Source organism: Roseovarius amoyensis (assembly GCF_003260265.1).
Lineage (GTDB): Bacteria > Pseudomonadota > Alphaproteobacteria > Rhodobacterales > Rhodobacteraceae > Roseovarius > Roseovarius amoyensis.
This window is the reverse complement of record NZ_QITQ01000006.1, coordinates 29812-56310: the sequence shown is the minus strand read 5'-3', so window position 1 is coordinate 56310 and position 26499 is coordinate 29812. Positions and strand designations below refer to the sequence as shown.

The following is a 26499-nucleotide window of genomic DNA, read 5'->3' as shown; positions in this document are numbered from 1 at the left end:
CATGAAACAACTTGCCGCCGTTTTCGGCCTTGTGGCGCTAGGCGCCTGCACCACCCAGCCCGGCGAAAGCGTCGGCTTTCATAACGGTCAGGCCGGCGTTCTGACCGACGGGCCGACGTTGGGTGAGGCGACCATGAACAACACCCAGATCATGAGTGGCGAAAAAAGCTATGCCATCGACCTGGCGCACAAGTTCGCCAACAAGGTGCCCAGCATGGTGAATTTCGCCTTCGATTCGGCGGTGCTGGACGCCCAGGCGCAGACAGCCCTGATGCAGCAGGCGCATTTCATTCGCCAGTATCCCGAGGTCCGGTTCCGCGTATACGGCCACACCGACGCGGTGGGATCGGCCGCCTACAACCAGCGACTCGGCCTGCAGCGGGCGCGGACGGTGGTCAACTTCCTGGTGCGCCACGGGATCAGCCGCTCGCGGTTGGAAGCCGTCGCATCCTACGGTGAGACGCAGCCCCTGGTGGTGACCGAAGGGCGCGAGCGCCGCAACCGCCGCACAGTTACCGAAGTTTCGGGTTTCGTTCAGTCGCACCCGCTGATCATGGACGGCAAATACGCCGAGGTGGTCTATCGCGAGTACATCAAGAGCGCCGAGCCAGCCAGCACGCTGAAACTGGTCCAGCAAGAGGCCGGCGGCGAGGAATAAACCCGGAAAAGGGACGCGAATACATCTTTCTCCCTGTCCGGCAAGTGCCGGGCGAACTGAAAAACCCGCCCCTCGAGGGCGGGTTTCTTTGTCTCAAGGTTCCGCACAATTACGGTTTTTTGGCCCCAATGTTGCCCTGTTTATAGGGGAGTTTTAGCCAAGTAAGAGTGCATTTCCCCGTGCAGAGACTGCGTGCATAGGGCGGCAAAACAGCCGTTCGGCCACCACCGCCCATGCACATTGACGAATGGAAACCGAGATGACGAGTAGTGATAGCAACCAGGACGGACAAGGCCGGCTGATCGCCTGCACGGTCAGCCGTGACGTGCAGAATTTTGACTTGCTGATAGAGGATATGGAGGCCGCCCTGGGTGAAGCGTGGGGCGATCTCAACATCAACGAAGCGCTGGCATACTTCGGTCAGCCCGAAGCGAACGATCTCGAATTCGCCGCCATAGCCATCGATGATTCGGACGAGGACGACCTGCCGCTGCTCAGCGAAATCATTTCCCTGGCGGCGTCGCGCGGTATCCGCGTGATCCTTATCGCCGAAGATGTCAGTCCCGCCGTATTGCATCAGCTCCTGCGCCAGGGGGCGGACGAATTCGTACCCTACCCCCTGCCCGAAGGCGAACTGGAAGCCGCGATCCAGCGCATCCGGCGGCGCGACGCGGTCGCCGCTATCGAAGGCACACCCTTTGCCGCCGGCAACGCCCCGGGCGACGGCGTTCTGCTGGCTGTCCAGGGTCTTGCCGGGGGCACCGGCGCCACAACCCTGGCTGTGAACCTGGCCTGGGAACTGGCGACCGTCGACAAGACGAACCCGCCGCGCGTCTGCCTGCTGGACCTTGGCCTGCAAACCGGCACCACCGCCACATACCTCGACCTGCCCCGCCGCGAGGCCGTGTTCGAGATGTGGTCGGACACCGAATCGATGGACGAGGACATCTTCAAACAGTCGCTGACCCCTTACGAGGAGAAGCTCTGGGTTCTGACCGCACCGTCCGAGATGCTGCCGCTCGACATGATCACGCCCGAGGATGTGGGCCGTGTCCTGGAATTCGCGCGCAGCAAGTTCGACTACGTGATCGTCGACATGCCCGGCGCGCTGGTTCAGTGGACCGAGACCGTGCTGTGCGAAGCGCAGATATATTTCGTCACGCTGGAACTCGACATGCGTTCGGCCCAGAACGCGCTGCGGCTCAAGCGTGCACTCAAGGCAGAGGACCTGCCGCTGGAAAAGCTGCGCTATTGTCTCAACCGCGCGCCCAAGTTCACTGACCTCAACGGCAAGGGCCGCGTCAAGCGGCTGGCCGAGAGCCTGGAAATCAACATCGAGGTGCAGCTGCCCGATGGCGGTCGGGTCGTTACCCAGGCCGGGGATCACGGTGCACCGCTGGCCAGCGCCGCCGCCAAGAACCCGCTGCGCAAGGAGATCGCGAAGCTTGCGGCCTCTCTGCACGAGATAGGCAAGGCCGACGCCGAAGAAGCGGCGTAAAAAGGATCTGAGCGATGTTTTCCCGATACAAGAAGACCGCGACCGCCGCGGCCAAGCCCGTCAAGGCTGAGAAACCGCCCGAGCCGAAGATCGCACCCAGTGCCGATCCGGCACCGAAGCCATCGCTGCGGCGCGCGCCCCAACCGGCTGCGCCCCGCCCTGCCGACAAGGAACGTAAGCGCAAGGAGCGGATGGCCGAGATCAAGCTGGACCTGCACCGTTCGCTGCTGGACAACCTCAACCTTGCCGCGCTCGACACCGCCACCGAAGCCGACCTGCGGCAAGAGATCAGCTCTATCGCGTCGGAGGTGCTGGAGGAAAAGGGTATCGTCCTCAACCGCGAGGATCGCGCCACCCTGACGCAGGAACTCTATGACGAGGTCAAGGGGCTTGGCCCGCTTGAAACCCTGCTCAAGGATGACACCATCAACGACATCCTCGTGAACGGCCCGCAGCAGATTTTCGTCGAACGCGACGGCAAGCTGGAACTCAGCGACGTCACCTTCAAGGATGAAAAGCACCTCTTGCGTATCATCGACAAGATCGTCTCCGCCGTCGGCAGGCGGGTGGACGAATCCAACCCGTATGTCGACGCGCGCCTTGCCGATGGCTCTCGTTTCAACGCGATGGTGCCGCCGATTGCCGTCGATGGCAGCCTGGTGTCGATCCGTAAGTTCAAGAAGGACAAGCTGGGCATCGACGACCTGATCAGTTTCGGCGCCTTTTCCGAGGAAATGGCGGCCTATCTCGAGGCGGCGGTCGCAACCCGGCTGAATATCATCGTCTCGGGCGGTACCGGTTCGGGTAAAACCACCACGCTGAACGCGCTGTCCGGCTTCATCGACAATGCCGAGCGCATCCTGACGATCGAGGACACCGCCGAACTGCAGCTGCAACAGACCCATGTCGGCCGAATGGAAAGCCGCCCGCCCAACGTCGAGGGCAAGGGCGAGGTCAGTCCGCGCGACTGTCTGAAGAACGCGCTCAGGATGCGCCCCGACCGGATCATTGTGGGCGAGACCCGCGGCGAAGAGGTGATCGACATGCTGCAGGCCATGAATACCGGCCATGACGGATCGATGACAACGATCCACGCCAACAACGCACGCGACGCCATCAGCCGACTGGAAAACATGATCGCCATGGCCGGCATCGAGATGCCGCTCAAGGCGATGCGCAGCCAGATCGCCAGCGCGGTGAACCTGATCGTGCAGGCCTCGCGTCTGCAGGATGGTTCGCGGCGGATGGTCTCGATCACCGAGATCACCGGGATGGAAGGCGACGTGATTTCCATGCAGGAAGTCTTTCGCTTTCAGCGCACCGGGCTTTCGCCGGACAACAAGATCGTCGGTCACTATACCGGCACCGGTGTCCGCTCGAACTTTACCGAACGCTTCCGGCTGTGGGGCTATGACCTGCCGCCCAGCATCTATGAACCGGTCACGGGGTAGACATCATGGGCATTTCACTCGAGCCGATCATCTATGTGCTAATCTTTGCCGGTGTCCTGGCGCTGGTCGAAGGCATCTACCTGACCGTTTTCGGCAAATCGATCAGCCTCAACAGCCGTGTAAACCGCCGTCTGGACATGCTCGACAAGTCGGGCAACCGGGAAGAGGTGATGGAAAAGCTGCGCAAGGAAATGACGCAGCACCTAAAGGCCCGCAACATCCCGATCTATTCGATCCTGTCGTCTAAGGCGCAAAAGGCGGCGATCGCATTCACCCCCAAACAGCTGATCATGCTGATGGGCGGGGTTTCTGTGCTGGCCTTCGCCTTGCTAACGGTGGGCACAGACACCGACATTGCAATACGCGCCGCGGTATCGCTCGGCATCGGCATCGCCGGGGTGTTCGTCTGGATCAACGCCAAAGCGGCCAAGCGCATGAAACTGATGGAAGAACAGCTGCCGGACGCGATCGAACTGATGGTGCGTAGCCTGCGGGTGGGACATCCGTTTTCCTCAGCCATTTCCATCGTCGCCGACGAGGTCGCCGACCCGTTGGCCACCGAATTCGGTATCATTGCCGACGAAAGCGCCTATGGCCGCGATGTGGGGGAGGCGCTCAAGGACATGGCCGAACGGCTGGACATGCAGGATCTGCGTTTCCTTGCGGTGGCGGTGACCATCCAGCAGCAGTCCGGCGGCAACCTAGCTGAAATCCTCGAAGGGCTGGCCAAGGTGATCCGTGCGCGGTTCCGCCTGTTCCGCCGGGTCAAGGCCATCACGGCCGAGGCGAAATGGTCAGGCAATTTCCTGTCCGCCTTTCCGATCCTGGCGCTGGTCGGCATCCAGATGATCAAGCCCGACTATTACGACGACGCGATGAACCATCCCTTGTTCATTCCGGCCTGCCTAGCTGTGGGCGGGTTCCTGGTGGCAAACATCTTTGTCATGCGCTCACTGGTGAACATCAAGGTCTGAGGCACGCAACATGGAATTCTTCAGTAACATATACGGCACGCTAACCGGCTCGCTCGGTCCTTTCGGGCCGCTCATCCTGGTGGGCACGTTGGGGGTGGTCCTGGTTCTGGTCACCATCCCCATCATGATCAGCCAGTCGCGCGACCCGATCGACAAGCTGAAAAAAGCCACCGCCAGCGGCCAGCCTGAATCGCACAACAAGCAAAAGCTGCGCGCCAAGGGCCACAATGACAAGCTGGACAAATACGCCAACTTCCTTGAACCCAAGGATGAAAAACAGCTCAGCCAGATGCGGCTGACACTGATGCAGGCGGGTTATCGCAACCGCGACGCGGTGCGCTATTTCCACTTTGCGCAGTTCGCACTGGGCATTCTCGGCCTGGTGCTGGGTGTCGCCTATTTCCTGATCTTCAAATCGGGCGAGGGATCGACCACCCAGCAGATGCTGCTTTATATCCTCGGCCCCGGCGGCGCCGGCTACATGCTTCCCAAATACTGGGTCACCAAGCGTCAGCAGCAGCGCCAGCAGGAAATCGAAGAGGGATTTCCGGACAGCCTGGACATGATGCTGACCTGTGTCGAGGCGGGCCAGTCGATGGATCAGGCCATCATCCGGGTCTCGCACGAAATCCGCGTTTCCTTCCCCGCCCTGGCGGAAGAGTACGAGATCGTCTCGCAGCAGATGAAGGCCGGACGCGACAAGCCCTCGGTGCTCAATGACATGGCCGAACGCTGCGGTGTGCAGGACATTTCCAGCTTTGTCACCGTGCTGATCCAGTCGCAGACCTTTGGCACCTCGATCGGTGACGCGCTGCGCATCTATGCCGGCGAAATGCGTGACAAACGGGTCATGCGCGCCGAGGAAAAGGCCAACAAGCTGCCGACCAAGATGACATTGGCCACGATGATGCTTACAGTGCCCCCACTACTGATAATCCTTGTGGGTCCGTCGGTTCTGGGCATCATGGAACTGGTCGCGATGGGCTCGCAATAGACAAAACGCCGAAAAGGCGGGGCAGCAATGATACGGGCAGGGGCGGTTTTGCTGACATGTCTGGCCCTCGTCGCTTGCGACGGGGGTGTTACCCATGACACCCCCTATGCACCGGGCCTTGCCCCCAATGGCGAGGCCGTGGATGGCCTGCTCGTCGGGCACCGGCTGATGGATGCGGGCGAATACGAACTGGCGATCGACGCCTATTCGCGCGCCGCGCTCAACCACGGCATGACCGCCGAAATCCTTGCCGGGATCGGCTCTGCCAATCTAAAGCTGGGGCGGGTCCACACTGCGGAACGGCTGCTGCGAAAGGCCATCGACAAGGACGAGCACGCGCCGGAGGTCTGGAACAATCTGGGCGTCGCGCTGATGGAACGGGGCGAAACGGCCGAAGCCGCACAGGTTTTCCGCCGCGCCTACGCGCTCGACAATGGCGAAAGTGACTCAATCCGCGACAATCTGCGGTTGGCACTCGAAAAAGTTGAAAAACCGGATTATGATGTTCCCGAGGACCAGTCCTATAAATTGGTGCGGCGGGGCAGTAACGACTATCTGATCCGCAAGATACCATAACGGGGCAAGAGCAGCAAAAGGACGCAAAAATGCGCCACCTTCTTCTTACCGGCTTGTGCGCCGCGGGCGCATTGGCATTGGCGGGATGCGAAACCGCGCCGAATGCCGATGTCGACCGCGCCTTTCAGGGTGTCAACGCCGTGGACGGCAACAACCTCAACGATGTCATGCTGACCGTGGCCGACCCCGAAGAGGCGGTTTCCTACTTTCAGCGCAGCATCGGCCAGAACCCCGACCGGATCGACCTGCAGCGCGGGCTGGCGAAATCGCTGGTGCGCGCCAGGCGCTTTACCGAGGCGGTCACGGCATGGAAGACGGTCACCGACCACCCCGAGGCAACGGATGACGACCGCGTCGATTACGCTGACGCGCTGATCCGCAACAATGACTGGGAACGCGCCGAGGCGGTGCTGGATACCGTTCCGCCCACCTTTGAAAGCTTCAAGCGTTACCGGCTGGAGGCAATGGTCGCCGACAGCAACCAGGAATGGAAAAAAGCCGACAGTTTCTATGAAATTGCCGTCGGCCTGACCACCCGGCCGGCAGGGGTGCTGAACAACTGGGGGTATTCCAAGTTGACGCGGGGCGAATTCCCCGAGGCAGAGCGCCTGTTTTCAGACGCCGTCCGGCAGGATGGTTCCCTGTTCACCGCCAAGAACAACCTGATGCTGGCGCGCGGGGCACAGCAGAACTATGCCATGCCCGTGATCCCGGTAACGCAGACCGAACGCGCGCAGCTGCTCTATACGCTGGCGCTGTCGGCGATCAAGCAGGGCGACACGACCATCGGCAAGGGGCTGTTGCGTGACGCCATTGACACCCACCCGCAGCATTTCGAGGCGGCTGTTCGGTCGCTTCGCGCGCTCGAGGAAAACGTGAGCAACTGATCCGCATGGACCTGCAGATCACCCCGGCAGAGGCGCTCTGGTTCCTGCCCTTCCTGACACCGCTCTGCCTGTGGGTAATGTGGAGCGACCTCAGCGCGATGCGCATACCCAACGTGGCGGTGCTGGCAATGGCGGCGGTGTTTGTCTTGGTCGGGCTGATCGCGCTGCCGCTGGCGGAATATCCTTGGCGGCTGGTGACCATGGTGGTGGTGCTGGTCGTGACGTTTATGGCCAACATGGTGGGGCTGATGGGCGCGGGCGATTCCAAGTTCATCGCCGCCGCCGCGCCGTTCCTCGACCCCGGCGACATCGCACCGCTTTGCCTGATCTTCGCCGCCTGCCTGCTGGCCGCCTATGTCAGCCATCGCCTGGCCAAGTATTCCCCGCTGCGCCGGCTGGCACCGAACTGGACAAGCTGGGACCGCGGCCGAAAATTCCCGATGGGTTTCGCCCTGGGCGGCACATTGGTGATCTATCTGGCGCTCGGGGCTACGGGCTAACGCCCTCGCCCTGCCCGCGCCCGCCACGGACCATATTTTCGGCACGTTTTCACGCGATATTGGCTTTGGCCCGGCAATGCGCCGGTATCGCAGCAATAACAGGGGCAAGCACCTATGAACATGCAGGCCACTCAGGGCGTACAGCCGCCGCCGCCGCCCAACCGGATCGAAGAGATGCAATTGCCGATCGTGATGATGCGCGACATCATGATCAAGACGATGTTCCGCAAGAACATCGACATGGTCAGCGAACTGGCCGAGGCCCTGTGCCTGCCGCGCGCGGTGACGCAGGAACTGGTCGACATGGCCCGCAGTCAGACGCTGCTGGAGGCCACGGGCACCCTGAACGCCAATGCCGGCGACGAGATGGGCTATCAGCTGACCGACAGCGGCAAGGCGCGCGCGCTCGACGCGCTCAGCCAGTCGGAGTATTTCGGCGCCATGCCGGTGCCGCTGCAGGCCTATGGCGAGCAGGTCAAGCGCCAGTCGATCCGCAACATCCAGATCACGCGCCAAGAGCTGGTGCAGGCGATGGGACACCTGGTTCTGCCCGACAGCCTGCTCGACCATCTCGGGCCGGCGGTGTCGGCGGGACGGTCGATCCTGATGTACGGCCCCCCCGGCAACGGCAAATCCTCGATTTCGAACGGCATCCGCGACGCGATGGGCGACAAGATCTATGTCCCCCGCGCGATCGAGTATTCCGGCCAGGTCATCACCGTCTATGACCCCATCGTGCATTCCAAGGCCGAGGTCGAACGCGACGACCCCAACAGCCTGCGCCGGCGCCGTACCTTCGACACCCGCTATGTGCGCTGCGAGCGGCCGACCGTGATCACCGGTGGCGAGTTGTCACTGTCGATGCTCGATCTGGTCTACAACCCCACCGCGCGCACCTACCAGGCGCCGTTGCAGTTGAAATCAACCGGCGGCATCTTTATCGTCGACGACCTTGGCCGCCAGCAGGAACCGCCGCAGGCGCTGGTCAATCGCTGGATCGTGCCGCTGGAGGAATCAAAAGACATCCTGGCCCTGCAATCGGGCGAAAAGTTCGAGGTGCCGTTCGATACGCTGGTGATCTTTTCCACCAACTTTCACCCCAACGAGATTTTCGACAACGCGGCGCTGCGGCGGATCTTTTTCAAGATCAAGATCGACGGCCCCAGCCAGGCAGATTTCCTGAAAATCTTTGCCATGGTGGCGAAAAAGCGGGGCATGCCGCTGGACGAGGCGGCGCTGCTACACCTGCTCAAGAAAAAGTACCCCACGATCAAAAACGTCTATGCCAACTACCAGCCGATATTCCTGATCGACCAGATGATCTCGATCTGCGATTTCGAAGGCATCCCCTATCAGATGACGCCCGACCTGATCGACCGGGCCTGGGCCAACATGTTCGTGCGCGATGAGGCGATCGCGCACTGATGGCGGCCACGCCGATCCGCTGTCATCCCACCCGCGCCCCGGGCTGACCCGGGGCCTCGGGTTTTCAGCCGCCGTTTCAGCACCCAAAACAGCCGCAGTCTGTTGCGCGCGGGGCGCTTTCCCGCCCGCGCTGGCGGTATGACTGCGCTGCCCGGCCGCTTGAGACGTTGCCGGCCACGCTTACCATTGGGCGCCGCGCCTGTGCTGGCGACTTGCCCAGACCACCCCGGTTGTGCCTTAATTCATCCCATCCAAAGGGGCGATCCACATGACACCTGCCGTCGAGAAAAAGATACGCGACAGCTTTGCCGCCCAGGCGATGATGGAAACGCTGGGGGCCAGGCTGGTCAGGGTCGCGCCGGGCGAGGTAGAAATCACCGCGCCGATCCTGCCATCCAGCCGCCAGCAGCATGGCTTTGCCCATGCCGGGCTGACCTTTGCCATCGGCGACAGCGCGGCGGGGTATGCCGCGCTCAGTACCATGGCCGAGGATCACGAGGTTCTGACCGCCGAGATGAAGATCAACCTGCTCGCCCCCGGCGCCGGCGACGTGCTGATCACCCGTGGCCGGGTGATCCGGCCGGGGCGGCGGCTGGTGGTGGTTCAGGCGGATGTCTTTGCCGTCCGGGAAGGGGCCGAGGCGCATATCGCCCTGCTGACCGGCACGATGGTGCCGGTCATACCAAAGGGCTGAACAGCGCCTCTCAGGCGGTCAGGCCCTCGGGCTCCGCCAACCCGTTCGCGCGGCAGCAGGCGGTCACCGTGTTGGCCAGCAGGCACGCGATGGTCATCGGCCCGACACCGCCGGGCACCGGCGTGATCGCCCCTGCCCGCGCTGCCGCGCTTTCGAAATGCACGTCGCCCACGAGGCGGGTCTTGCCCTCGCCCCTTTCGGACGCGTCGATGCGGTTGATGCCGACGTCGATCACGGTTGCGCCTTCGCCGATCCAGTCGCCCGGCACCATTTCCGGCCGGCCCACGGCGGCGACCACGATATCAGCGCGGCGTACCACGTCGGGCAGGTCACGGGTGCGGCTGTGCGCAATCGTCACGGTGCAGCTGTCGCGCAGCAGCAGCTGCGCCATCGGCTTGCCAACGATGTTCGACCGCCCGATCACCACCGCGTTCATGCCCGACAGGCTGCCGTGATGGTCGCGCAGCATCATCAGGCAGCCCAGCGGGGTGCAGGGCACCATGCTTTTCTGCCCGGTCGCCAGCAGACCGACATTGGAGATGTGAAAGCCGTCGACATCCCTTTCGGGATTGATCGCGTTAATCACCAGGTCTTCGTCAAGGTGGCCGGGCAGCGGCAGCTGCACCAGGATGCCGTGAACGGCCGGATCGGTGTTGAGTTTCTCGATCAGCGCCAGCAGATCGGCCTCTGAGGTGTCGGCGTCAAGCTTGTGCTCATAGGAATTCATCCCCGTCTCGATGGTCTGCTTGCCCTTCGATCGCACGTAGACCTGGCTGGCGGGGTCTTCGCCCACCAGCACCACCGCCAGGCCGGGGGTAATACCATGCTCTTCTTTCAGCCTTGCAACGTGCGACGCCACTTTTTCCCGAACGGTCGCGGCAAAGGCTTTCCCGTCAATGATCTTGGCCGTCATGTCTCTTCCTTGCAAAATGGTGGGGTGGGACCCCACCCCGCACCTTACGCGCAGGGTGGGGTTCGTATCCACCGTTCCTCAGAACAAGCCTTCGATCTGGCCCGCGTCGTTCAGCCGGATATTCTCGGCCGACGGTTTTCTGGGCAGGCCCGGCATGGTCATGACCTCGCCGCAAACCACCACCACGAACCCGGCGCCGGCGCTCAGCCGGACCTCGCGCACCGGGACGGAATGCCCGGTCGGCGCACCGCGCAGGTTGGGGTCGGTGGAAAAGCTGTATTGCGTCTTGGCCATGCAGACCGGCAGGTCGCCGTATCCCTGTTCTTCCCACAGGCGCAGCTGGTCGCGGATCTTCTTGTCGGCCAGCACCTCGTCAGCGCGATAGATGCGCTTGGCGATGGCTTCGATCTTTTCGAACAGCGGCATGCTGTCGGGATAGAGCGGCGCGAACTGGCTGGCGCCGCTGTCGGCGATCTCGGCCACGCGGCGTGCCAGGTCCTCGGCGCCCGCACCGCCATCGGCCCAGTGGCGGCTGACGATCGCCCCGCTGCCCTGGCTGGCGGCATAGTCGATGACGGCCTGGATTTCGGCGTCGGTGTCCTTGACGAAGTGGTTGATCGCCACGACCACCGGCACGCCAAAGCTCTTGAGGTTGCCGATATGGCGGCCGAGGTTGGCGCAGCCCTTCTTCACCGCCTCGACACTCTCTTCGCCCAGGTCCTCCTTGGCGACGCCGCCGTTCATCTTCATCGCCCGCACCGTGGCGACCAGCACCACGCAATCGGGTGCCAGACCGGCCTTGCGGCACTTGATGTTCATGAACTTTTCCGCCCCCAGGTCGGCGCCAAAGCCGGCCTCGGTCACAACGTAGTCGCTGATCTTCAGCGCGGTCGTGGTGGCGATGACCGAGTTGCAGCCATGGGCGATGTTGGCGAACGGGCCGCCATGCACGAAGGCGGGGTTGTTTTCCAGCGTCTGCACCAAGTTGGGCTGCATCGCGTCCTTGAGCAGGACGGTCATCGCGCCCTCGGCCTTGATGTCGCGGCAATATACCGGGCTGCGGTCGCGCCGGTAGGCCACGATCATGTCGCCGAGCCGGCGTTCGAGATCCTTGAGGTCCATGGCAAGGCACAGGATCGCCATCACCTCGGACGCGACGGTGATGTCGTACCCACCCTCGCGCGGAAACCCGTTGGCGACGCCGCCCAGCGACACGTTGATCTGCCGCAGCGCGCGGTCGTTCATGTCGACCACCCGACGCCAGACCACCCGGCGCACGTCGATTTCCTGGCTGTTGCCCCAGTAGATGTGGTTGTCGATCATCGCCGACAGCAGCGAATGCGCACTGGTGATGGCATGGAAATCGCCGGTGAAGTGAAGGTTCATATCCTCCATCGGCACAACCTGGGCATAGCCGCCGCCCGCGGCGCCGCCCTTCATGCCGAAGTTGGGGCCAAGCGATGCCTCGCGGATACAGATCGTGGCCTTCTTGCCGATCCGGTTCAGCCCGTCACCCAGGCCCACCGTGGTGGTGGTCTTGCCCTCGCCCGCGGGCGTGGGGTTGATCGCAGTGACAAGGATCAGCTTGCCGTTCTTGTTGCCCTGAACAGAGTTGATGAAATCCTGGCTGACCTTGGCCTTGTCGTGACCATAGGGCAGCAGGTGATCTGTCGGAATGCCCAGCTTGTCACCGATCTCCTGGATCGGTTTCTTGCTGGCTTCGCGGGCGATCTCAATATCGGTCTTGTAGCTCATGGTTAATCCTCTGCTGTCCACATCGGGCAGAATCCCTCGGGCAGTTGATTAACCGGTCCAACGCAAACGCCGTACCGCGAATACGACATTACCGGCGTTTGTTGCGGCGATTACGGGATTCGGGGGTTTCCGATGTGAAACCCCCGAATCTGATCGCGTTCGGGGCACTAGCCCAATGCTGCATCGCAGCGCGCGCAGGTGCCCGGATGCGAATGGGTGCCGACATCCGGCAGGATTTTCCAGCAGCGCTGGCATTTCTCGCCTTCGGCGCGCTCGAACACGACGGTCACGCCGTCGGTTTCAGGCAGGCGGAACGCCTCTGCGGGGCTCGGGTCACCCGTCAGCCGGATATCCGAGGTGATGCAGATATCGGCGAAATCAACCGATTTCAGCGTTTCCAGCAGGTCGGGGTCGCGCACATGCACCACCGGTGCAGCCTCGAGGCTGGCGCCGATCACCTTGTCGGTGCGCTGCACCTCCAGCGCGGCAGTCACCACCCGGCGGGCGCGGCGCAGCTCGGCCCATTTCGCCGCCAGCGGTTCGTTCAGCCAGTCGGCCGGCGTTTCGGGGATGTCGACCAGGTGCACGCTGCTGTCCTCGCCGGGGAAAAGTTCCAGCCAGACCTCTTCCATCGTGAAGACCAGCACCGGCGCCAGCCAGGTCGTCAGCCGGTGGAACAGCAGGTCCATCACCGTGCGCGCGGCCCGGCGGCGGGGCGTGTCGCCGTCGCAATACAAAACGTCCTTGCGGATGTCGAAATAGAACGCCGACAGCTCGACCGTGCAGAAATTGAACAGCGCCTGGAAAACACCCTGGAAATCATGGGCGGCATAGCCCGTACGCACCTTGTGATCCAGCTCTGCCATCCGGTGCAGCACCCAGGCCTCCAGCTCGGGCATGTCGGCGGGATCGACGCGGTCCTCTTCGCGGAAATGGGACAGCGCCCCCAGCAGGAACCGCATGGTATTGCGCAGCCGCCGATATCCGTCGGCGACCCCTTTCAGGATTTCCGGCCCGATGCGCAGATCGGCGGTATAGTCCGACTGCGCCACCCACAGGCGCAGGATGTCGGCGCCGTATTGCTTGACCACCTCGTCGGGGGCAACGGTGTTGCCCAGCGACTTGGACATCTTGATGCCCTTTTCGTCGAGCGTGAAACCATGCGTCAGCACGCCGCGATAGGGGGCCCGGCCGATGGTGCCGCAGGCCTGCAGCATCGAGGAATGGAACCAGCCGCGATGCTGGTCGGTCCCTTCGAGATAGAGGTCAGCCAGCCCGTCTTCGCTGCCGTCCTCGCGGTCGCGCAGCACAAAGGCATGGGTCGAGCCGCTGTCGAACCACACGTCGAGGATGTCGAACACCTGTTCCCATTCATCGGGATCGTAATCGGTGCCCAGAAAGCGTTCTTTCGCGCCCTCCTTGTACCATGCATCGGCGCCTTCGGACTCGAACGTCTCGACAATGCGGGCATTCACCTTGTCATCGCGCAGCAGGAAGTCCGGATCGGTCGGCAGCGCACCCTTTTTAGTGAAACAGGTAAGCGGCACACCCCAGGCACGTTGACGCGACAGCACCCAGTCGGGGCGCGCTTCCATCATTGAATGCAGGCGGTTGCGGCCCGATTGCGGGGTGAACTTCACCAACTCGTCGATCGAACGCAGGGCGCGTTCGCGGATCGTCTTGCCATAGGTATCGTTGCCGCCGCAGGGCACGTCGATGGCGGCGAACCATTGCGGTGTGTTGCGATAGATGACCGGCGCCTTGGATCGCCACGAGTGCGGGTAGGAGTGCTTGATCTTGCCGCGCGCCAGCAGGCCGCCGACCTCGATCAGCTTGTCGATGACGGCCTTGTTGGCGTCGCCCTCTTTCCCCTTGCGGCTGAGGATGTACTTGCCCCCAAAGAAGGGCAGATCGGGGCGGAACGACCCGTCATCGAGCACGTTGTAGGTGATCACCTGGTCGAGCATCCCGAGGTCGCGGTAAAGCTCGTATTCCTCCATCCCGTGCGAGGGTGCGCAATGGACAAAACCGGTGCCCTCTTCGTCGGTGACGAAGTCGGCAGTGCGGAAATCGCGCGGATCATCCCATTCGCCTTTGGAGCCTTCGGCCCCGGCGAGGGGATGGGAAAGCGACAGACTCGACAATTCTTCGGCACTGACGTCGCGCACGCGCTGCCACATCCCCGGCTCCAGCCGGGCCTTGGCCATCACGTCCTCGGCCAGCTTGTCCGCCAGGATGAACTTGTCGCCGACATTGGCCCAGCATTCATCGGGCGTGCCCGTGACCTCGTAAAGGCCATAGGCGATGTCCGCGCCATAGACGACCGCCTTGTTGGACGGGAGAGTCCAGGGCGTGGTGGTCCAGATGACGACATGGGCGTTATGCAGATCACCGTCATTCAGCACCTTGAACTTCACCCAGACGGTAAAGCTCTCCTTGTCGTGGTACTCGACCTCGGCCTCGGCCAGCGCGGTCTTTTCAATCGGCGACCACATCACCGGCTTGGACCCCTGATAGAGCGTGCCGTTCATCAGGAACTTCTGGAACTCGGCCGCGATCACCGCCTCGGCGTGGAAATCCATCGTGAGGTACGGTTTGCCCCAGTTGCCGGTGACACCGAGGCGCTTGAATTCCTCGCGCTGGATATCGACCCAGCCATCGGCAAAGTGGCGGCATTCCTGGCGGAAATCGACGATATCGACCTCGTCCTTGTTCTTGCCCTTGGCGCGGTACTGTTCCTCAATCTTCCATTCGATGGGCAGGCCGTGACAGTCCCAGCCCGGGATATAGCGCGCGTCCCGCCCCATCATCTGCTGGCTGCGCACCACCATGTCCTTGAGGATCTTGTTGAGCGCGTGACCGATATGCAGATGCCCGTTGGCGTAAGGCGGGCCGTCATGCAGGGTGAAGGGCGGGCGCCCGTCGGCCTTGTCGCGCAGGCGGTCATAGATACGCAGGCGTTCCCAGCGTTGCAGCCATTCGGGTTCGCGCTTGGGCAACCCGGCCCGCATCGGAAAGCCGGTTTGCGGCAGGTTGATCGTGTCTTTGTAATCGGGGGTCTCGGCGCACATATGATGCGTCCTTCGTCAGCTGTATTGTCTGGTATCGAAACAGGCGGCGGGGTTTCCCATGCGCCTGAAATCCCGGTCGCTCCTGATGGTCAGAGCGCCGGGCATGTAATTCGAACGATGATCGCAAGGCCAGTCATCACGGGGGCGCTTATAGGACGGCACCCCTGCCGCGTCCAGAGCCCCTTGCGCCTGCCCCCGCCGCGCGCCACATACCCACCATGACAACCGCCCTGCCCCCGCGTTTCGACGTCTCGCGCCCCGAGATCGAAAGGGTCGTCGCCCGTTTTTATGCCGCGGTGCGCGATCATCCGGGGCTTGGCCCGATTTTTGCCGTGCATGTCACCGACTGGCCCGCGCACGAGGCCAGAGTCGCCGATTTCTGGGCCAACACCATCCTGCACGAACGCGGCTACCAGGGCACCCCGGTCGAGGCGCATCTGCGCGCCGGCAATGTCAGCCCGGGGATGTTCTCGACCTGGCTGGCGCTGTTCGACACGGTGCTGCAGGTGGAACTGCGCCCCGACCAGGCGGCGGCGTGGTCGGCACTGGCGCATCGCATCGGCCGGTCGATGCGCGCCGCCGTGGTCGAGCGCGACACCCACCCCGGCGGCGTTCCCAAGCTGCGCTGAGGCCCGTTGCGGACGACCTGCTTCTTCTTGGTCAAAAATACCCCGGGGCACCCGCCAACCTACCGGCCGAACAGCCCGGTCAGCGCGCGCCGCACCAGCCCGCTCACTGACGGGCGGCTCAGGCGGGCAAAGGGCAGCGGGCGGCAGACCTCGATCGCCGCCACGCCGACCCGCGCGGTCAGGGCGCCGTTCACCAGCCCCTCGCCGAACCGGCGCGAGAGCTTTGACAACACCCCGCCACCGGCGACCGAGCCCAGCATGTCATCGCCCACCGCCACCGCGCCGGTGGCCACCAGGTGCGTCATCACCGCCCGCGTCAGCCGCCAGCCACCCAGCACACCTGCGCGCCCGCCATAGATTTCGGCGATGCGCCGGATCATCCGCAGGTTGGCGGTCAGCGCGGCGATCACATCGGCCAGCGCCAGCGGCACCAGCGCGGTCACCATGGCCACCTGCCGCGCCGCCGCCTCGACCTCGCGCGCCGCCGCACTGTCGAGCGGGCCCAGCAGCTCGGCCTCAGCCACGCCCAGCAGGCCGGCGGCGTCAAACTGGTCCGCCCGCGCCTCTGCCAGCCGCTCGCGCGCCCAGCGCGTGTCCTCTCGCCCGCGGTAAAGCCGTTCCAGCCCGTCCACCACCTGCCTCGCGCCCGCCAGGTCATCGCCCGTCAGCGCGGCCTCGGCCTGTCGTTGCAACCCGTCGATGCGGCCCAGCCGGGCAAACGCCGCCAATTCCCTGAGCGCGATGACGGCCAGCAGGGTCAGCACCGCCGCCATCAGCGCGGTGACGGCATAGCCCAGCACCGGCGCCCGCGCGATCAGGCCCGCCGCGAAATCCCACGCGGCCACCGACAGCACCGCCCCCAGCAGCGCCAGCACCAGCCCCCAGAACCACCGCGCCAGCCGTGACGGCCGCCGCGACGCCAGCACCGCAAGCGTCTGCATCGCCCGGCCCTCGGGCGGCGCGGGGGTTTCGGGTTCGGGCACCGGCGGGGCGGTATCCGGGCCCGGCGCGGTGTCGCCCTCGTCAAGGTCGATCAGGATCGGTCCCTTGGTCATAGCCGGTCTCCGAACAGGAATTGCGCCGCACGGTCGAGCCGTATATGCGGCGGCCCCTCGCCCGGTTTCAGTACCAATGGCGCGGGCGCAAACCGCATCGCACCGAAATCGGCATCAAGCCATGCCTTCGCCCCCTCGCGCGCCGGTTGCAGCAACAGTGCCGGGTCTTCGGGCAGGTCGCCGGGGTAAAACGCCGCCAGCCGACCACGTCCGCCGCCATCACCCAACAAGGTGCCGCGCACGCAGTCGACCTGCCGGCCCTGGTGGCTGCGCGTCTCTTCGGTGGTGGCGCGCAGCGCGGCAATCGCCATCGCGCCTGTTTCAGCCCCGGCGAAATCGGCCCGGTCGCGTGCCTCGCGCATCAGCGCCGCCATGATCGCCGTCAGGCGCATGTGCTGGGTGTGGTGCAGATGGTCGGCCTTGGTCGCGGCAAAGAGGATGCGTTCAACCCGCCGCCCGCCCAGCAGACGGGTAAGAAACGCGTTCCGCCCCGGGCGAAAGGCGCCCAGGATTTCGGCCATGGCGCGGCGCGTTTCCTCCAACGCGGCGGGGCCGCGATGGATCGCGTCCAGCACATCGACCAGCACCACCTGCCGGTCGATCCGGGCGAAGTGATCGCGAAAGAATGGCTTGACCACCCGCGCCTTGTAAGCCTCGAACCGCCGCTCCATCTCTCGCCAGAGCGACCGGCGCGGCGCATTTCCGGGGTTGGGCAGCGGCGCAAAGGTCAGGACGGGCGATCCAGCCAGATCGCCCGGCAGCAGGAACCGCCCCGGCGTGCCGCCCGCATACCCGGCCGCCCGCGCCGCACCCAGATAGGCGGTAAAATCCGTCGCCAGCGCCTGCGCCTGCGGCTCCTCCAGCCGCGCTGCCGCATCAGTGGCCTGCGTCGCCTGTCGGAACGCCCCTGCCTCGGGCACATCCGTCAGGGAGTCCAGCGTCTCGGCCGACCAGGTGGCATAGTCCTTGTCCAGCAAACCAAGGTCGAGCAGCCATTCGCCGGGATAGTCGACAATATCGAGATGGATCGTGCGCACCCCCGTCAGCCCGGCCAACAGCCCGGCGGGCCGCACCCTGAGCGACAGCCGCAATTCCGACACCGCGCGGGTGCTTTCGGGCCAGTGCGGATCGGGGCCGGTCAGCGCGCCAAGATGGGTTTCATAATCGAAGCGCGGCACCGTGTCGTCGGGCTGGGGCTGCAGGAACGCCGCGACGATGCGCCCCTCCGCGGCGGCGGCAAGCCCGGGCATACGGCCCCGGTCCAGCAGGTTCGCCACCAGCGAAGTGATGAACACGGTCTTGCCCGCGCGCGACAACCCGGTGACGCCCAGCCGGATAGCCGGCTCGAACAGCGCCTCGGATACGCGGCCGGCCACATCCTCGGCGCCGCGCGTAACACTGTCCGCGATGGTGGAGATGATCAAACCGTCGCCTTTCCCTGCCGCCTGTCAGCCAAGATAGACACCCCCTGCCCCGGTTGCCAGTGGCGATGGGGATTGCCCGACACCCGGTGCCACGCTATCAGCCGCACCATGCCCCGCTATGCGCTCAGGATAGAATACGACGGTGCGCCGTTTTCCGGCTGGCAGCGCCAGGCCGACCGGCCCAGCGTGCAGGGCGCGATAGAGGCCGCGCTTGGCCGGCTGGAACCCGGCCCCCACACCATCGCCGCGGCCGGGCGCACCGACACCGGGGTGCATGCGCTGGGACAGGTGGCGCAGTGCGATCTGCAAAAGGACTGGGATCCGTTCCGCCTGTCGGAGGCGCTCAATCACCACGTCAAGCCGCAGCCGGTGGCGATCGTCGCCTGCGCCCGCGTGGCCGACGACTGGCACGCAAGGTTTTCCGCCATCGAGCGGCGTTATCTCTTTCGCCTGCTGATGCGCCGCGCGCCGACGGTTCACGACCGTGGCCGGGTGTGGCAGGTGCCCCGCGTGCTGGATGTCGCATTGATGCGCGAGGGCGCGGCGCACCTGGTCGGGCATCACGACTTCACCACCTTCCGTTCCAGCATCTGCCAGGCGAAAAGCCCGGTAAAGACGCTTGACGAGATCACCATCGAAGAGGTCAAGGGGCTGGCCGGGCCCGAGCTGTGGTTTCGCTTGCGCGCGCGCTCGTTCCTGCACAACCAGGTGCGTTCGATCGTGGGCACGCTGGAACGGGTGGGCGCCGGCGCATGGGCCCCCGGCGACGTGGCAAAGTCACTGGCGGCCCGCGACCGCGCCGCCTGCGGGCCCGTCTGCCCGCCGCAGGGGCTCTACCTTGCCGCGGTGCGCTATCCGCAGGACCCGTTTGCCGGGACAGGCGCGCATTAGCCTTTGATCTCGCCAAATCTCGCGGGTAAACGTGCGCCAGCGGTCCCGTAGCTCAACTGGATAGAGCAGCTGACTTCTAATCAGCAGGTTGGGGGTTCGAGTCCTCCCGGGATCGCCAGTTTTTCAAAGACTTGAACGCGACGCCCTTCGGATGTCGGATAGTGCTGGATCACGTATGTTCACTTCTTGATCCAGTTATTTCTTGTGACGCACCTGGACAATCTGGGTCGCTCCGGCACTGCGATTTCTCAAATAACGGTTTGTCGTCGCCGTGCCGGCGTGCTGGGCGGCATCCCTGAGCGCGTAAGGATCGACCCCAAGACTGTTGACCTCAGTCACGGCACGGCCCTTCCATCCATCATCCAGATATTCTCTGGCAGGCCCGCACCCTTTCGCAACCGCGCCCAGGCTTGGGTCCAGCCGCTTGCGGTATAAGGGAGCCATTCCTTGCGCATCGAACGGATCACCGGACTGACCGGGTTCTGCCGTCTCAGACACGGTAGCCGCAACCGCCTGCATGAACTGATTATGAGCTGGCACAAGGCCGCGTCCGCGTCTGGCAATAAGCTCCACCGGTCGCACCGCGAGACAAGATACTGCTCTGGTGGACAAATCGGCAGGTGCTCGACGCCGTTCTGGCCGCTTGGCATAATTGCGGGTATCCCGCGTGGAGACATCTTAGGCAGACCAAACAACAAATACTGTATTTACGCTGTACTTGACCGAAGCCAAGTCGCTGAGCCAAGCACAGAAAAGTCCGCAGGTAGTTGTTTTTATTGTGGAAATGTGGTGCCCCCACACGGACTCGAACCGCGGACCTACTGATTACAAATCAGTTGCTCTACCAGCTGAGCTATAGGGGCACGGGGCGCTCAATACGCCAGTTGTCCCCCACCCGGCAAGGTGGAAATTCACAGCTTGTCGCAGGTCGGGCAATTCTGTTTAACAACAGACAGAGACCGTTATAGTGAACGTCCGACAGTAACCAGCACAGGTCCAGCCATGCAGATTGTCATTCACGCCGGCGCCCACGTCACCGACGAGGACAGGCTGATCGGATCCCTGTTGGAAAACGCGGACATGCTTGCGCAGCAGGGCACCTTCGTTCCCAGGCCGGACAGCTACCGCATCCTGTTGCGTGACATACTGAACACCGCCACGCGGGCCGGCGCATCCCCCGACATGCGAGAGGCCATATTACAGGCCATTGCACCGGTCACCGGCACCACGCGGCTCGTACTGTCCAACGACAGCTTTTTCGGCACCCACAAGATGGCGGTGAAACGCATGTTCTACCCCGCCGCCTGTGCCCGGCTGGAGACGCTGCGCCAGATATTCGCGGGCGACCAGATCGAGCTGTTCTTTGCCATCCGCGATCCGGCAACCTTCATGCCGGCGCTGTTGGAAAAGACCAACTTCAACTCGATCGAGGATATCTTTCGCGGCTACGACCCGCTCAGCTTTCGCTGGTCGGAATTTTTCGAGCGCGTCCGCCTGCAGGTGCCCGACATAGCGATCACCGCGTGGTGCAACGAAGATACGCCGCTGATCTGGGCCGAGGTGGTGCGCGAGATGGCCGGGCTGGACCCGGCTGTGCCGTTCAAGGGCGAATTCACGCTGCTGCAAGAGATCATGACCGAAGCGGGGATGAAGCGTTTCCGCGCCTATCTTTCCAGCCATCCCGGAATGACCGAGGTGCAGAAACGCCGCGTCATATCGGCCTTTCTGGACAAGTTCGCGCGCGAGGATGCTGTCGAGGAGGAATACGATCTCGACGGCTGGACGGTGGACATGATCAACCAGTTGACCGACATCTACGACGAGGATGTCTTTACGATTCAACGGATCGCGGGCGTGAACCTGATCGCACCCTGAGCCCTGATCACGCGGCGCGCCGGGCGTACGCGGCGCCCGTCCTAGAAGTTGTCCCGGTTTTCCGGACAGCTCAGTCGCTGATCAAAGGTGTATCCGGGTTAGGTTTCATGCCGCTAATTTCGTGCAGTGATTGATCTCATAGGCTCTGCCTGCTGGATGGCCCTTGGTATTGGCGCAGCGAAAGAGTGGTCCCCGGCCCCTTGTGCGGGAACCTCGCCGCAGTCGAAGTCGGCCCAAAGCGGTTATTCGGCAGTTTTGCGGTGAACGTCTCTTTCGAGGTTTTCGCCTAATTATACCTCTACCTTGGCCGAGATTATTGACGGACTGAATTATGCAGTCACAGTTGGAGTTGAGGTTTTGATTAACGTGCATGACGGTTTTAATTGATATCGAACTCGCCGACATCAAGGGAATTGTCCGCAAGGGCAAGACTGCCCATGACATGTCGCCCGTGACCGGGTATTGCTCCTCCGCTTACAGCATCCCAACGGTTTTTTCGCGATTTACTCAAGATCTGCGAACGAAAAGCGGAACATTCGCCTTGAACTGGTGTGTAAACTTTCGACGTTTCGCCATCCCGTATCCCTTCAATAGGTTCAGGCTACGCTTTAGCTCCCTGTCCGAAATTATGGGACTACTTCACCCGACGCGAAACCCATTGAAGGGGACCAAAGGCGAAGCCGGGAAAAGTTATTGAATGTAACTCATTTTTCTTTAGGCCCCGGCCCGGATGCAATAGAGTTGTACGATGACTTAAGTTGGTTATTGAACAACCGACAGGCAGGTGAAAGGCAAACGATATGCGATCAGTGAAAATCGGCTGTTGGGCCGGATTCTGGGGTGATTCACAATACGCGGCCAGCCAGTTGATGAAGGTCGATGGGCTGGACTATCTGATTTCCGACTACCTGGCCGAGGTGACGATGTCCCTGTTGGTGCGCGCGCGCGCCAAATCCCCCGACATGGGCTATGCGCCCGATGCCATTGCCGCCATCGCCCCTTTTCTGTCGGAAATCAAACAGCGCGGCATCCGGGTTGTCACCAACGCTGGCGGCGTCAACCCACAGGCCTGCCGTAAGGCGCTGGCCGAGGTCGCTCGAAAGGCGGGTGTGGACATATCCATTGCCACCGTCACCGGCGACGACGTGTCGTCGCGCGCTGATCTATTGCAGGCCCCTGGGTTGAAAGAGATGTTCAGCGGCACCCCCGCGCCAAAGGTGTTCACCAGCGCAAACGCCTATTTCGGTGCCCGCCCGATTGCCCGTGCACTGGATGCGGGGGCCGATATTGTCATCACCGGACGCTGTACCGACAGCGCCCTGGCACTGGGGCCATTGATGCATGAATTCGGCTGGCAGGACGACGACTGGGATATGCTGGCAACCGGATCACTGGTCGGACATCTGCTGGAATGCGGCGCGCAAGTTGCCGGCGGCATCCATACCGACTGGCGCGATGTTGGCGGCTGGGACGACATGGGCTTTCCCCTGGCCGAATGCCACGCGGATGGCCGTTTCACCATCACCAAACCTGAACACACCGGCGGACTCGTCACCTTTGGCACGGTGGCCGAGCAGCTGCTCTACGAAATCGGCGATCCGGCCAACTATATCCTGCCCGACGTGATCTGTGACTTTACCCAGGTGAAACTGGCCGAGGACGGGCCAGACCGGATTGCCGTGACAGGCACCCGCGGACGGCCCTGCACCGACCAGTACAAAATCAGCGCCACCTATCAGGACGGCTATCGCGCTATGTCGATGCCAACGCTGATCGGTCCCGATTCCGCTGAGCGCGCGCAACTGCTGGGTGAATCGATCATCCGCCGGTGCGAACGTATCCTGGGCGACAGGAACATGCCGGGTTTCGACGAGGTCTCGATAGAAGTTCTGGGTGCAGAGGTCAATTATGGCACCCGTGCCGCACGCCCCCCCCGCGAGGTTGTGCTGAAGATCGGCGTGCGCCACAAACAACGCTCGGCGGTAGAGGTTTTCGCCAGCGAAATCGCGCCCATGGGCACCGGCGGGCCGCAGGGACTGACCGGGTTCTTTGCCGGCCGGCCACGCCCGCAACCGGTGGTGCGGCTGTTTTCGTTTCTGGCTCCCAAGGCGGGCATCTTGCCGCTTGTCCATCTGGATGGCGAACCGGTGAGCTGCGCCGTGGCCCCCGGCACGGCCAGCCCCGGCCCCGCACCGGATACCATATCAAAACCGACCCCTCTGGACGACGAGCCAATGGTCGATGTCCCGTTGGTCGCGCTGGCCTGGGGGCGCAGCGGCGACAAGGGCGATCTGGCCAATATCGGCCTGATTGCCCGCAAACCGGCCTATCTGCCATTTATTCGCGCTGGCCTGCCGGCCAGTGCCGTGGCCGAATACTTTGCACATTTCTGTCAGGGGCGCGTCGATTGCTTTGAACTGCCGGGACTGCATGCGCTGAATTATGTGCTGCATGAGACGCTGGGCGGAGGCGGCATGGCCAGCCTGCGGATTGACCCGCAGGGCAAGGCCTATGCGCAGATCCTGATGGACCTCCCAATCCCGGTGCCGGCACGGCTAGCGCAGGAGGATGACCTGCCCGTCGGGTCCCGTTGAACACATGCGCAGAAAACCCACAGGGGCTTGAGGCGCAGCCGCCTCAGACCTTCTGATACCAATCCACGCCGTTATTGTCGCGCTGGCGTTTGATCTGGCCAAGACTTTCGAGATAATTCAGGTTGGCCACACATTCGCCCGTCGCCATGTTCAACAGATCGGTACCCAGAATCTGCCGCTTGAACAGGCTTTCAAATACATCGACCGCGCGCTTTGGTGTGCTCAGGGCTTGCTTCAGCTTGCCAAAATCCGTGTAGTGCTCTTCCAGCAGATCGTTGACGCGGGCATGAAGACCGGTAAAGGCGGTCTTATGCGATGGCAACACCAAGACATCGTCCGGCACCGTGTCGCGCACATGCGCCAGCGAGGTCAGCCAGTCATGCATAGGATTGGCGTCCGGCTCGGTCGGATAGACCGAGATATTTGACGAAATGCCGGGAATAACCTGATCGCCGGACAGGAACAGCTTCAGGTCCGGGCAGTAAAAACAGGCATGTTCCGGTGAATGACCAGAGCCGACAACCACCGTCCACATGTGATCACCAATGGCGAAACTGTCGCCTTCGCGGATGCGTTTGAAACTGTCGGGCAAGGGGTGGATGAACTTGCCGTAACTGCCAAACTGGGTACGATAATCGTCAATCTCATCTTCGTCCCAGCCGGCAGCGCGATAAAACCGGATACCGTCCTCGGGGGCTTCACGCAGGGTGTCGGCCACCAGCATCCGGCAGTTCAGATAATCCAGCCGTGTCATCCACAACCGACAATCGAACCGTCGTGTCAGCCAGCCGACCATGCCAATGTGATCGGGGTGCATATGCGTGGCAATCACCCGTGTGATCGGTTTGCCCCGCAACGCGCCCTCCAACAGATTACGCCAAAGCTTCACAGTCAGTTTAGTCTCAAGCCCGGTATCGATGATCGCCCAGCCATCGCCGTCGGCAATGGCGAACACGTTGATATGGTCCAGGACAAACGGCATCGGCATCCGGATCCACAGGACTCCATCGGCAACCTCCGTCCATTCGCCGGCCTCGGGCGGTGCGTCAAAAGGAAAGTTGATTTCAGAGTGAATTTGCGAACTGGGCATTTATGTCTCCTGCAAGCCAATACTGGATGCGGTTCAGTTGTCTTATTAATACACTAAAAAGGGCGGCACTTTCTCTTAATACATCCGAGCCAACAATGTCGAACCGGCCCAGTCGGATACGCGCGACGCGCTGAAACGTCTCCAGAGCGGCCGCTTCGTCAAACCACAGCCCGGCGGGGACCAGATGATACATCTAGGTGTTCAACACAACATCGTTCGCGCCAACACCTGCAGCCCGAAACAAAGAATCCATCCCGTGCCCCGGCCCACTGCGCAGGGTGGGTTCAAATATCGGCCCCGGCGAGACATAAATCCGCGTCAGATCCTTGTACCTGGCGGCCAGATAGCCACCAAAAGGCGGATCCTGCCTTTGCAGGTCTGGCAACTCTTCCTTTTTAAGAACCGGAAGGCATGACAGATCATTAACCGATGCGATCCTTGCCGGGTCAACGCCCGCCACCTCAAATCGTTGTTGCAAAGCCGGGGCCGCCTTTGCAGCCTTGATATGGGCCGATTGAAGATGCGTGTAGATATCGGTCGTCGATCCCATTTTCGGTTGTCCTGAATGAAAAATACCCTGAGCCGCCGGATTGGGCGCTCAGGCATAATTCCTAGTAAGCAATATTTCCATGGCCGGCGGCATATGCACCCGCATACAGTCCAAAGTCCAGAACCTCAAGCAGGTCCGAGGCAACAGGATCAAGATGCCGACCTAGCCGATCCAACGTTTGCGGCGTTTATAATGCTTGATGTCGCGAAAGCTCCTGCGGTCCTGATCCATCGACAGCCCCAGATAGAACTCCTGAATATCCTGATTTTTCTGCAGTTCCTCTTTCGGCCCGTGCATGACGATACGCCCGTTTTCCAGAACGTAAGCATAGTCAGCAACCGCCAATGCCGCGTTCGCGTTCTGCTCAACAATGATCATACTTATATTTTCTGCCTCGTGGATCTGTTTCAGGCAGGATACGATTTCTTGAACGATCAGAGGGGCCAGGCCCATTGTCGGCTCGTCCAGCAGCAGTATTTTCGGCTTCGCCAGAAGGGCGCGCCCGACCAGCAGCATCTGCATCTCGCCGCCCGACAGATAACCCGATGTGCGTTTCAAGAGGCCACGCAGAGCGGGGAAATAAGTGAATATGCGCTCCATATCCTCGGCCACCACATCCCTGTCCTTGCGAAAATGTGCCCCGAGGCGCAGGTTCTGTTCGACAGTCAGATGCTCAAGAACCTTGCGGCCCTCAAGCACCTGAACGATCCCCCGCTGAACGATGTCGGCAGGGTCGGAATTGGCGATATTGGTGCCCTGAAATAGGATTTCGCCGCCGGTCACTTCACCATGTTCAACCTCGAGCAAGCTCGAGATTGCCTTGAGCATGGTGGTTTTTCCGGCCCCGTTGGCCCCCAGAATTGCCACGACACTGCCTTGCGGCACGTCGACATTCACACTTCTGAGAACCTGAACGACGCCGCTATAGACGACTTCGACGTTTTTGAGTTCAAGCAGCACGTTCAGGATCCTCCCTTTGGTATCAGGTTTTCAGG

The 26499-nt window shown here is 62.5% G+C and carries 24 protein-coding genes and 2 tRNA genes; 15 read left to right on the top strand and 11 right to left on the bottom strand.

All coding sequences use genetic code 11. From position 1 onward, the window contains the following. The first annotated feature begins 1 nt into the window (after position 1). The 10 genes from DL899_RS07315 to DL899_RS07270 all read left to right on the top strand — a co-directional run bounded on the left by DL899_RS07315 (position 2) and on the right by DL899_RS07270 (position 9657). Positions 2 to 658 (top strand): OmpA family protein, encoded by a 657-nt coding sequence (locus DL899_RS07315; RefSeq protein WP_111733380.1) that lies wholly within the window; start codon positions 2 to 4, stop codon positions 656 to 658. Between the two features lie 259 nt (positions 659 to 917). After that, positions 918 to 2156, top strand: a complete 1239-nt coding sequence (locus tag DL899_RS07310; protein ID WP_111733571.1) for a CpaE/TadZ family protein — start codon at positions 918 to 920, stop codon at positions 2154 to 2156. Positions 2157 to 2170: 14 nt separating this feature from the next. After that, on the top strand, positions 2171 to 3607 hold the full coding sequence (locus tag DL899_RS07305; RefSeq protein ID WP_111733378.1) for a TadA family conjugal transfer-associated ATPase: 1437 nt from the start codon (positions 2171 to 2173) through the stop codon (positions 3605 to 3607). Between the two features lie 5 nt (positions 3608 to 3612). Continuing rightward, positions 3613 to 4581, top strand: a complete 969-nt coding sequence (locus DL899_RS07300; RefSeq protein ID WP_111733376.1) for a type II secretion system F family protein — start codon at positions 3613 to 3615, stop codon at positions 4579 to 4581. 10 nt (positions 4582 to 4591) lie between these two features. Next, on the top strand, positions 4592 to 5575 hold the full coding sequence (locus DL899_RS07295) for a type II secretion system F family protein (protein ID WP_111733375.1): 984 nt from the start codon (positions 4592 to 4594) through the stop codon (positions 5573 to 5575). Positions 5576 to 5602: 27 nt separating this feature from the next. Beyond that, positions 5603 to 6151 carry a tetratricopeptide repeat protein gene (locus DL899_RS07290; protein WP_111733374.1) on the top strand — a complete coding sequence of 183 codons (549 nt, stop codon included), beginning with the start codon at positions 5603 to 5605 and terminating at the stop codon, positions 6149 to 6151. Positions 6152 to 6180: 29 nt separating this feature from the next. Further along, positions 6181 to 7038: a tetratricopeptide repeat protein gene (locus DL899_RS07285; RefSeq protein WP_111733372.1), complete on the top strand. Its 858-nt coding sequence runs from the start codon at positions 6181 to 6183 to the stop codon at positions 7036 to 7038. A gap of 5 nt (positions 7039 to 7043) precedes the next feature. Then, on the top strand, positions 7044 to 7538 hold the full coding sequence (locus DL899_RS07280) for a prepilin peptidase (protein WP_204355267.1): 495 nt from the start codon (positions 7044 to 7046) through the stop codon (positions 7536 to 7538). A 114-nt stretch (positions 7539 to 7652) separates the two neighbouring features. Next, on the top strand, positions 7653 to 8963 hold the full coding sequence (locus DL899_RS07275) for an ATPase (protein ID WP_111733370.1): 1311 nt from the start codon (positions 7653 to 7655) through the stop codon (positions 8961 to 8963). 268 nt (positions 8964 to 9231) lie between these two features. Next, positions 9232 to 9657, top strand: a complete 426-nt coding sequence (locus DL899_RS07270; protein ID WP_111733369.1) for a PaaI family thioesterase — start codon at positions 9232 to 9234, stop codon at positions 9655 to 9657. Positions 9658 to 9667: 10 nt separating this feature from the next. Here DL899_RS07270 and folD read toward each other — a convergent pair whose 3' ends face one another. The 3 genes from folD to ileS all read right to left on the bottom strand — a co-directional run bounded on the left by folD (position 9668) and on the right by ileS (position 15396). Further along, complete coding sequence (folD, locus tag DL899_RS07265) at positions 9668 to 10570, bottom strand: bifunctional methylenetetrahydrofolate dehydrogenase/methenyltetrahydrofolate cyclohydrolase FolD (RefSeq protein ID WP_111733367.1); 903 nt, start codon at positions 10568 to 10570, stop codon at positions 9668 to 9670. Between the two features lie 78 nt (positions 10571 to 10648). Next, positions 10649 to 12325 (bottom strand): formate--tetrahydrofolate ligase, encoded by a 1677-nt coding sequence (locus DL899_RS07260; protein ID WP_111733365.1) that lies wholly within the window; start codon positions 12323 to 12325, stop codon positions 10649 to 10651. Between the two features lie 167 nt (positions 12326 to 12492). Then, positions 12493 to 15396, bottom strand: a complete 2904-nt coding sequence (gene ileS / locus DL899_RS07255; protein ID WP_111733364.1) for an isoleucine--tRNA ligase — start codon at positions 15394 to 15396, stop codon at positions 12493 to 12495. 218 nt (positions 15397 to 15614) lie between these two features. On the opposite strand from ileS, the gene DL899_RS07250 reads away from it, so the two are divergent. Continuing rightward, on the top strand, positions 15615 to 16025 hold the full coding sequence (locus DL899_RS07250; RefSeq protein ID WP_111733362.1) for a group III truncated hemoglobin: 411 nt from the start codon (positions 15615 to 15617) through the stop codon (positions 16023 to 16025). A 59-nt stretch (positions 16026 to 16084) separates the two neighbouring features. Here the strand turns inward: DL899_RS07250 and DL899_RS07245 are convergent, their stop codons facing one another. Together DL899_RS07245 and DL899_RS07240 are read right to left on the bottom strand one after the other, a co-directional pair. After that, positions 16085 to 17080 carry a YcjF family protein gene (locus DL899_RS07245; protein ID WP_111733361.1) on the bottom strand — a complete coding sequence of 332 codons (996 nt, stop codon included), beginning with the start codon at positions 17078 to 17080 and terminating at the stop codon, positions 16085 to 16087. After that, entirely contained in the window at positions 17077 to 18504 is a 1428-nt protein-coding gene (locus DL899_RS07240; RefSeq protein ID WP_111733359.1) for a YcjX family GTP-binding protein, read from the bottom strand. Before DL899_RS07240 ends, DL899_RS07245 begins: the two co-directional genes overlap by 4 nt. 108 nt (positions 18505 to 18612) lie before the next feature. Between DL899_RS07240 and truA the strand changes: the two genes are divergently transcribed. Together truA and DL899_RS07230 are read left to right on the top strand one after the other, a co-directional pair. After that, entirely contained in the window at positions 18613 to 19395 is a 783-nt protein-coding gene (gene truA, locus DL899_RS07235) for a tRNA pseudouridine(38-40) synthase TruA (RefSeq protein ID WP_111733357.1), read from the top strand. Between the two features lie 41 nt (positions 19396 to 19436). Next, positions 19437 to 19513: transfer RNA gene (locus tag DL899_RS07230), tRNA-Arg, on the top strand. A gap of 77 nt (positions 19514 to 19590) precedes the next feature. Here the strand turns inward: DL899_RS07230 and DL899_RS19350 are convergent. Together DL899_RS19350 and DL899_RS07225 are read right to left on the bottom strand one after the other, a co-directional pair. Next, positions 19591 to 19968, bottom strand: a complete 378-nt coding sequence (locus tag DL899_RS19350) for a hypothetical protein (protein WP_162685523.1) — start codon at positions 19966 to 19968, stop codon at positions 19591 to 19593. A 214-nt stretch (positions 19969 to 20182) separates the two neighbouring features. Further along, a tRNA-Thr gene (locus DL899_RS07225) sits at positions 20183 to 20258 on the bottom strand. 139 nt (positions 20259 to 20397) lie between these two features. Between DL899_RS07225 and DL899_RS07220 the strand changes: the two genes are divergently transcribed. Both DL899_RS07220 and DL899_RS07215 read left to right on the top strand, forming a co-directional pair. Then, entirely contained in the window at positions 20398 to 21270 is an 873-nt protein-coding gene (locus DL899_RS07220) for a hypothetical protein (protein ID WP_111733355.1), read from the top strand. A gap of 800 nt (positions 21271 to 22070) precedes the next feature. After that, positions 22071 to 23864: an acyclic terpene utilization AtuA family protein gene (locus DL899_RS07215; protein WP_111733354.1), complete on the top strand. Its 1794-nt coding sequence runs from the start codon at positions 22071 to 22073 to the stop codon at positions 23862 to 23864. Between the two features lie 43 nt (positions 23865 to 23907). Here the strand turns inward: DL899_RS07215 and DL899_RS07210 are convergent, their stop codons facing one another. The 4 genes from DL899_RS07210 to DL899_RS07200 all read right to left on the bottom strand — a co-directional run bounded on the left by DL899_RS07210 (position 23908) and on the right by DL899_RS07200 (position 26464). Then, positions 23908 to 24819: an MBL fold metallo-hydrolase gene (locus DL899_RS07210; RefSeq protein ID WP_239494635.1), complete on the bottom strand. Its 912-nt coding sequence runs from the start codon at positions 24817 to 24819 to the stop codon at positions 23908 to 23910. Between the two features lie 109 nt (positions 24820 to 24928). Continuing rightward, positions 24929 to 25147 (bottom strand): hypothetical protein, encoded by a 219-nt coding sequence (locus tag DL899_RS19345; protein ID WP_162685522.1) that lies wholly within the window; start codon positions 25145 to 25147, stop codon positions 24929 to 24931. Beyond that, entirely contained in the window at positions 25148 to 25504 is a 357-nt protein-coding gene (locus DL899_RS07205) for a phenylacetate--CoA ligase family protein (protein WP_111733351.1), read from the bottom strand. Positions 25505 to 25666: 162 nt separating this feature from the next. Further along, a complete protein-coding gene (locus tag DL899_RS07200; RefSeq protein ID WP_239494634.1) occupies positions 25667 to 26464 on the bottom strand; it encodes an ABC transporter ATP-binding protein in 798 nt (265 codons plus the stop codon). Positions 26465 to 26499: the final 35 nt, after the last annotated feature.

What these genes read in the sequence shown, in the direction of transcription:
- DL899_RS07315 (WP_111733380.1), top strand. Translation starts at nt 2, where the DNA reads ATGAAACAACTTGCCGCCGTTTTCGGCCTTGTGGCGCTAGGCGCCTGC.
- DL899_RS07310 (WP_111733571.1), top strand. Translation starts at nt 918, where the DNA reads ATGACGAGTAGTGATAGCAACCAGGACGGACAAGGCCGGCTGATCGCC.
- DL899_RS07305 (WP_111733378.1), top strand. Translation starts at nt 2,171, where the DNA reads ATGTTTTCCCGATACAAGAAGACCGCGACCGCCGCGGCCAAGCCCGTC.
- DL899_RS07300 (WP_111733376.1), top strand. Translation starts at nt 3,613, where the DNA reads ATGGGCATTTCACTCGAGCCGATCATCTATGTGCTAATCTTTGCCGGT.
- DL899_RS07295 (WP_111733375.1), top strand. Translation starts at nt 4,592, where the DNA reads ATGGAATTCTTCAGTAACATATACGGCACGCTAACCGGCTCGCTCGGT.
- DL899_RS07290 (WP_111733374.1), top strand. Translation starts at nt 5,603, where the DNA reads ATGATACGGGCAGGGGCGGTTTTGCTGACATGTCTGGCCCTCGTCGCT.
- DL899_RS07285 (WP_111733372.1), top strand. Translation starts at nt 6,181, where the DNA reads ATGCGCCACCTTCTTCTTACCGGCTTGTGCGCCGCGGGCGCATTGGCA.
- DL899_RS07280 (WP_204355267.1), top strand. Translation starts at nt 7,044, where the DNA reads ATGGACCTGCAGATCACCCCGGCAGAGGCGCTCTGGTTCCTGCCCTTC.
- DL899_RS07275 (WP_111733370.1), top strand. Translation starts at nt 7,653, where the DNA reads ATGAACATGCAGGCCACTCAGGGCGTACAGCCGCCGCCGCCGCCCAAC.
- DL899_RS07270 (WP_111733369.1), top strand. Translation starts at nt 9,232, where the DNA reads ATGACACCTGCCGTCGAGAAAAAGATACGCGACAGCTTTGCCGCCCAG.
- folD (WP_111733367.1), bottom strand. Translation starts at nt 10,570, where the DNA reads ATGACGGCCAAGATCATTGACGGGAAAGCCTTTGCCGCGACCGTTCGG.
- DL899_RS07260 (WP_111733365.1), bottom strand. Translation starts at nt 12,325, where the DNA reads ATGAGCTACAAGACCGATATTGAGATCGCCCGCGAAGCCAGCAAGAAA.
- ileS (WP_111733364.1), bottom strand. Translation starts at nt 15,396, where the DNA reads ATGTGCGCCGAGACCCCCGATTACAAAGACACGATCAACCTGCCGCAA.
- DL899_RS07250 (WP_111733362.1), top strand. Translation starts at nt 15,615, where the DNA reads ATGACAACCGCCCTGCCCCCGCGTTTCGACGTCTCGCGCCCCGAGATC.
- DL899_RS07245 (WP_111733361.1), bottom strand. Translation starts at nt 17,080, where the DNA reads ATGACCAAGGGACCGATCCTGATCGACCTTGACGAGGGCGACACCGCG.
- truA (WP_111733357.1), top strand. Translation starts at nt 18,613, where the DNA reads ATGCCCCGCTATGCGCTCAGGATAGAATACGACGGTGCGCCGTTTTCC.
- DL899_RS07220 (WP_111733355.1), top strand. Translation starts at nt 20,398, where the DNA reads ATGCAGATTGTCATTCACGCCGGCGCCCACGTCACCGACGAGGACAGG.
- DL899_RS07215 (WP_111733354.1), top strand. Translation starts at nt 22,071, where the DNA reads ATGCGATCAGTGAAAATCGGCTGTTGGGCCGGATTCTGGGGTGATTCA.
- DL899_RS19345 (WP_162685522.1), bottom strand. Translation starts at nt 25,147, where the DNA reads ATGTATCATCTGGTCCCCGCCGGGCTGTGGTTTGACGAAGCGGCCGCT.
- DL899_RS07205 (WP_111733351.1), bottom strand. Translation starts at nt 25,504, where the DNA reads ATGGGATCGACGACCGATATCTACACGCATCTTCAATCGGCCCATATC.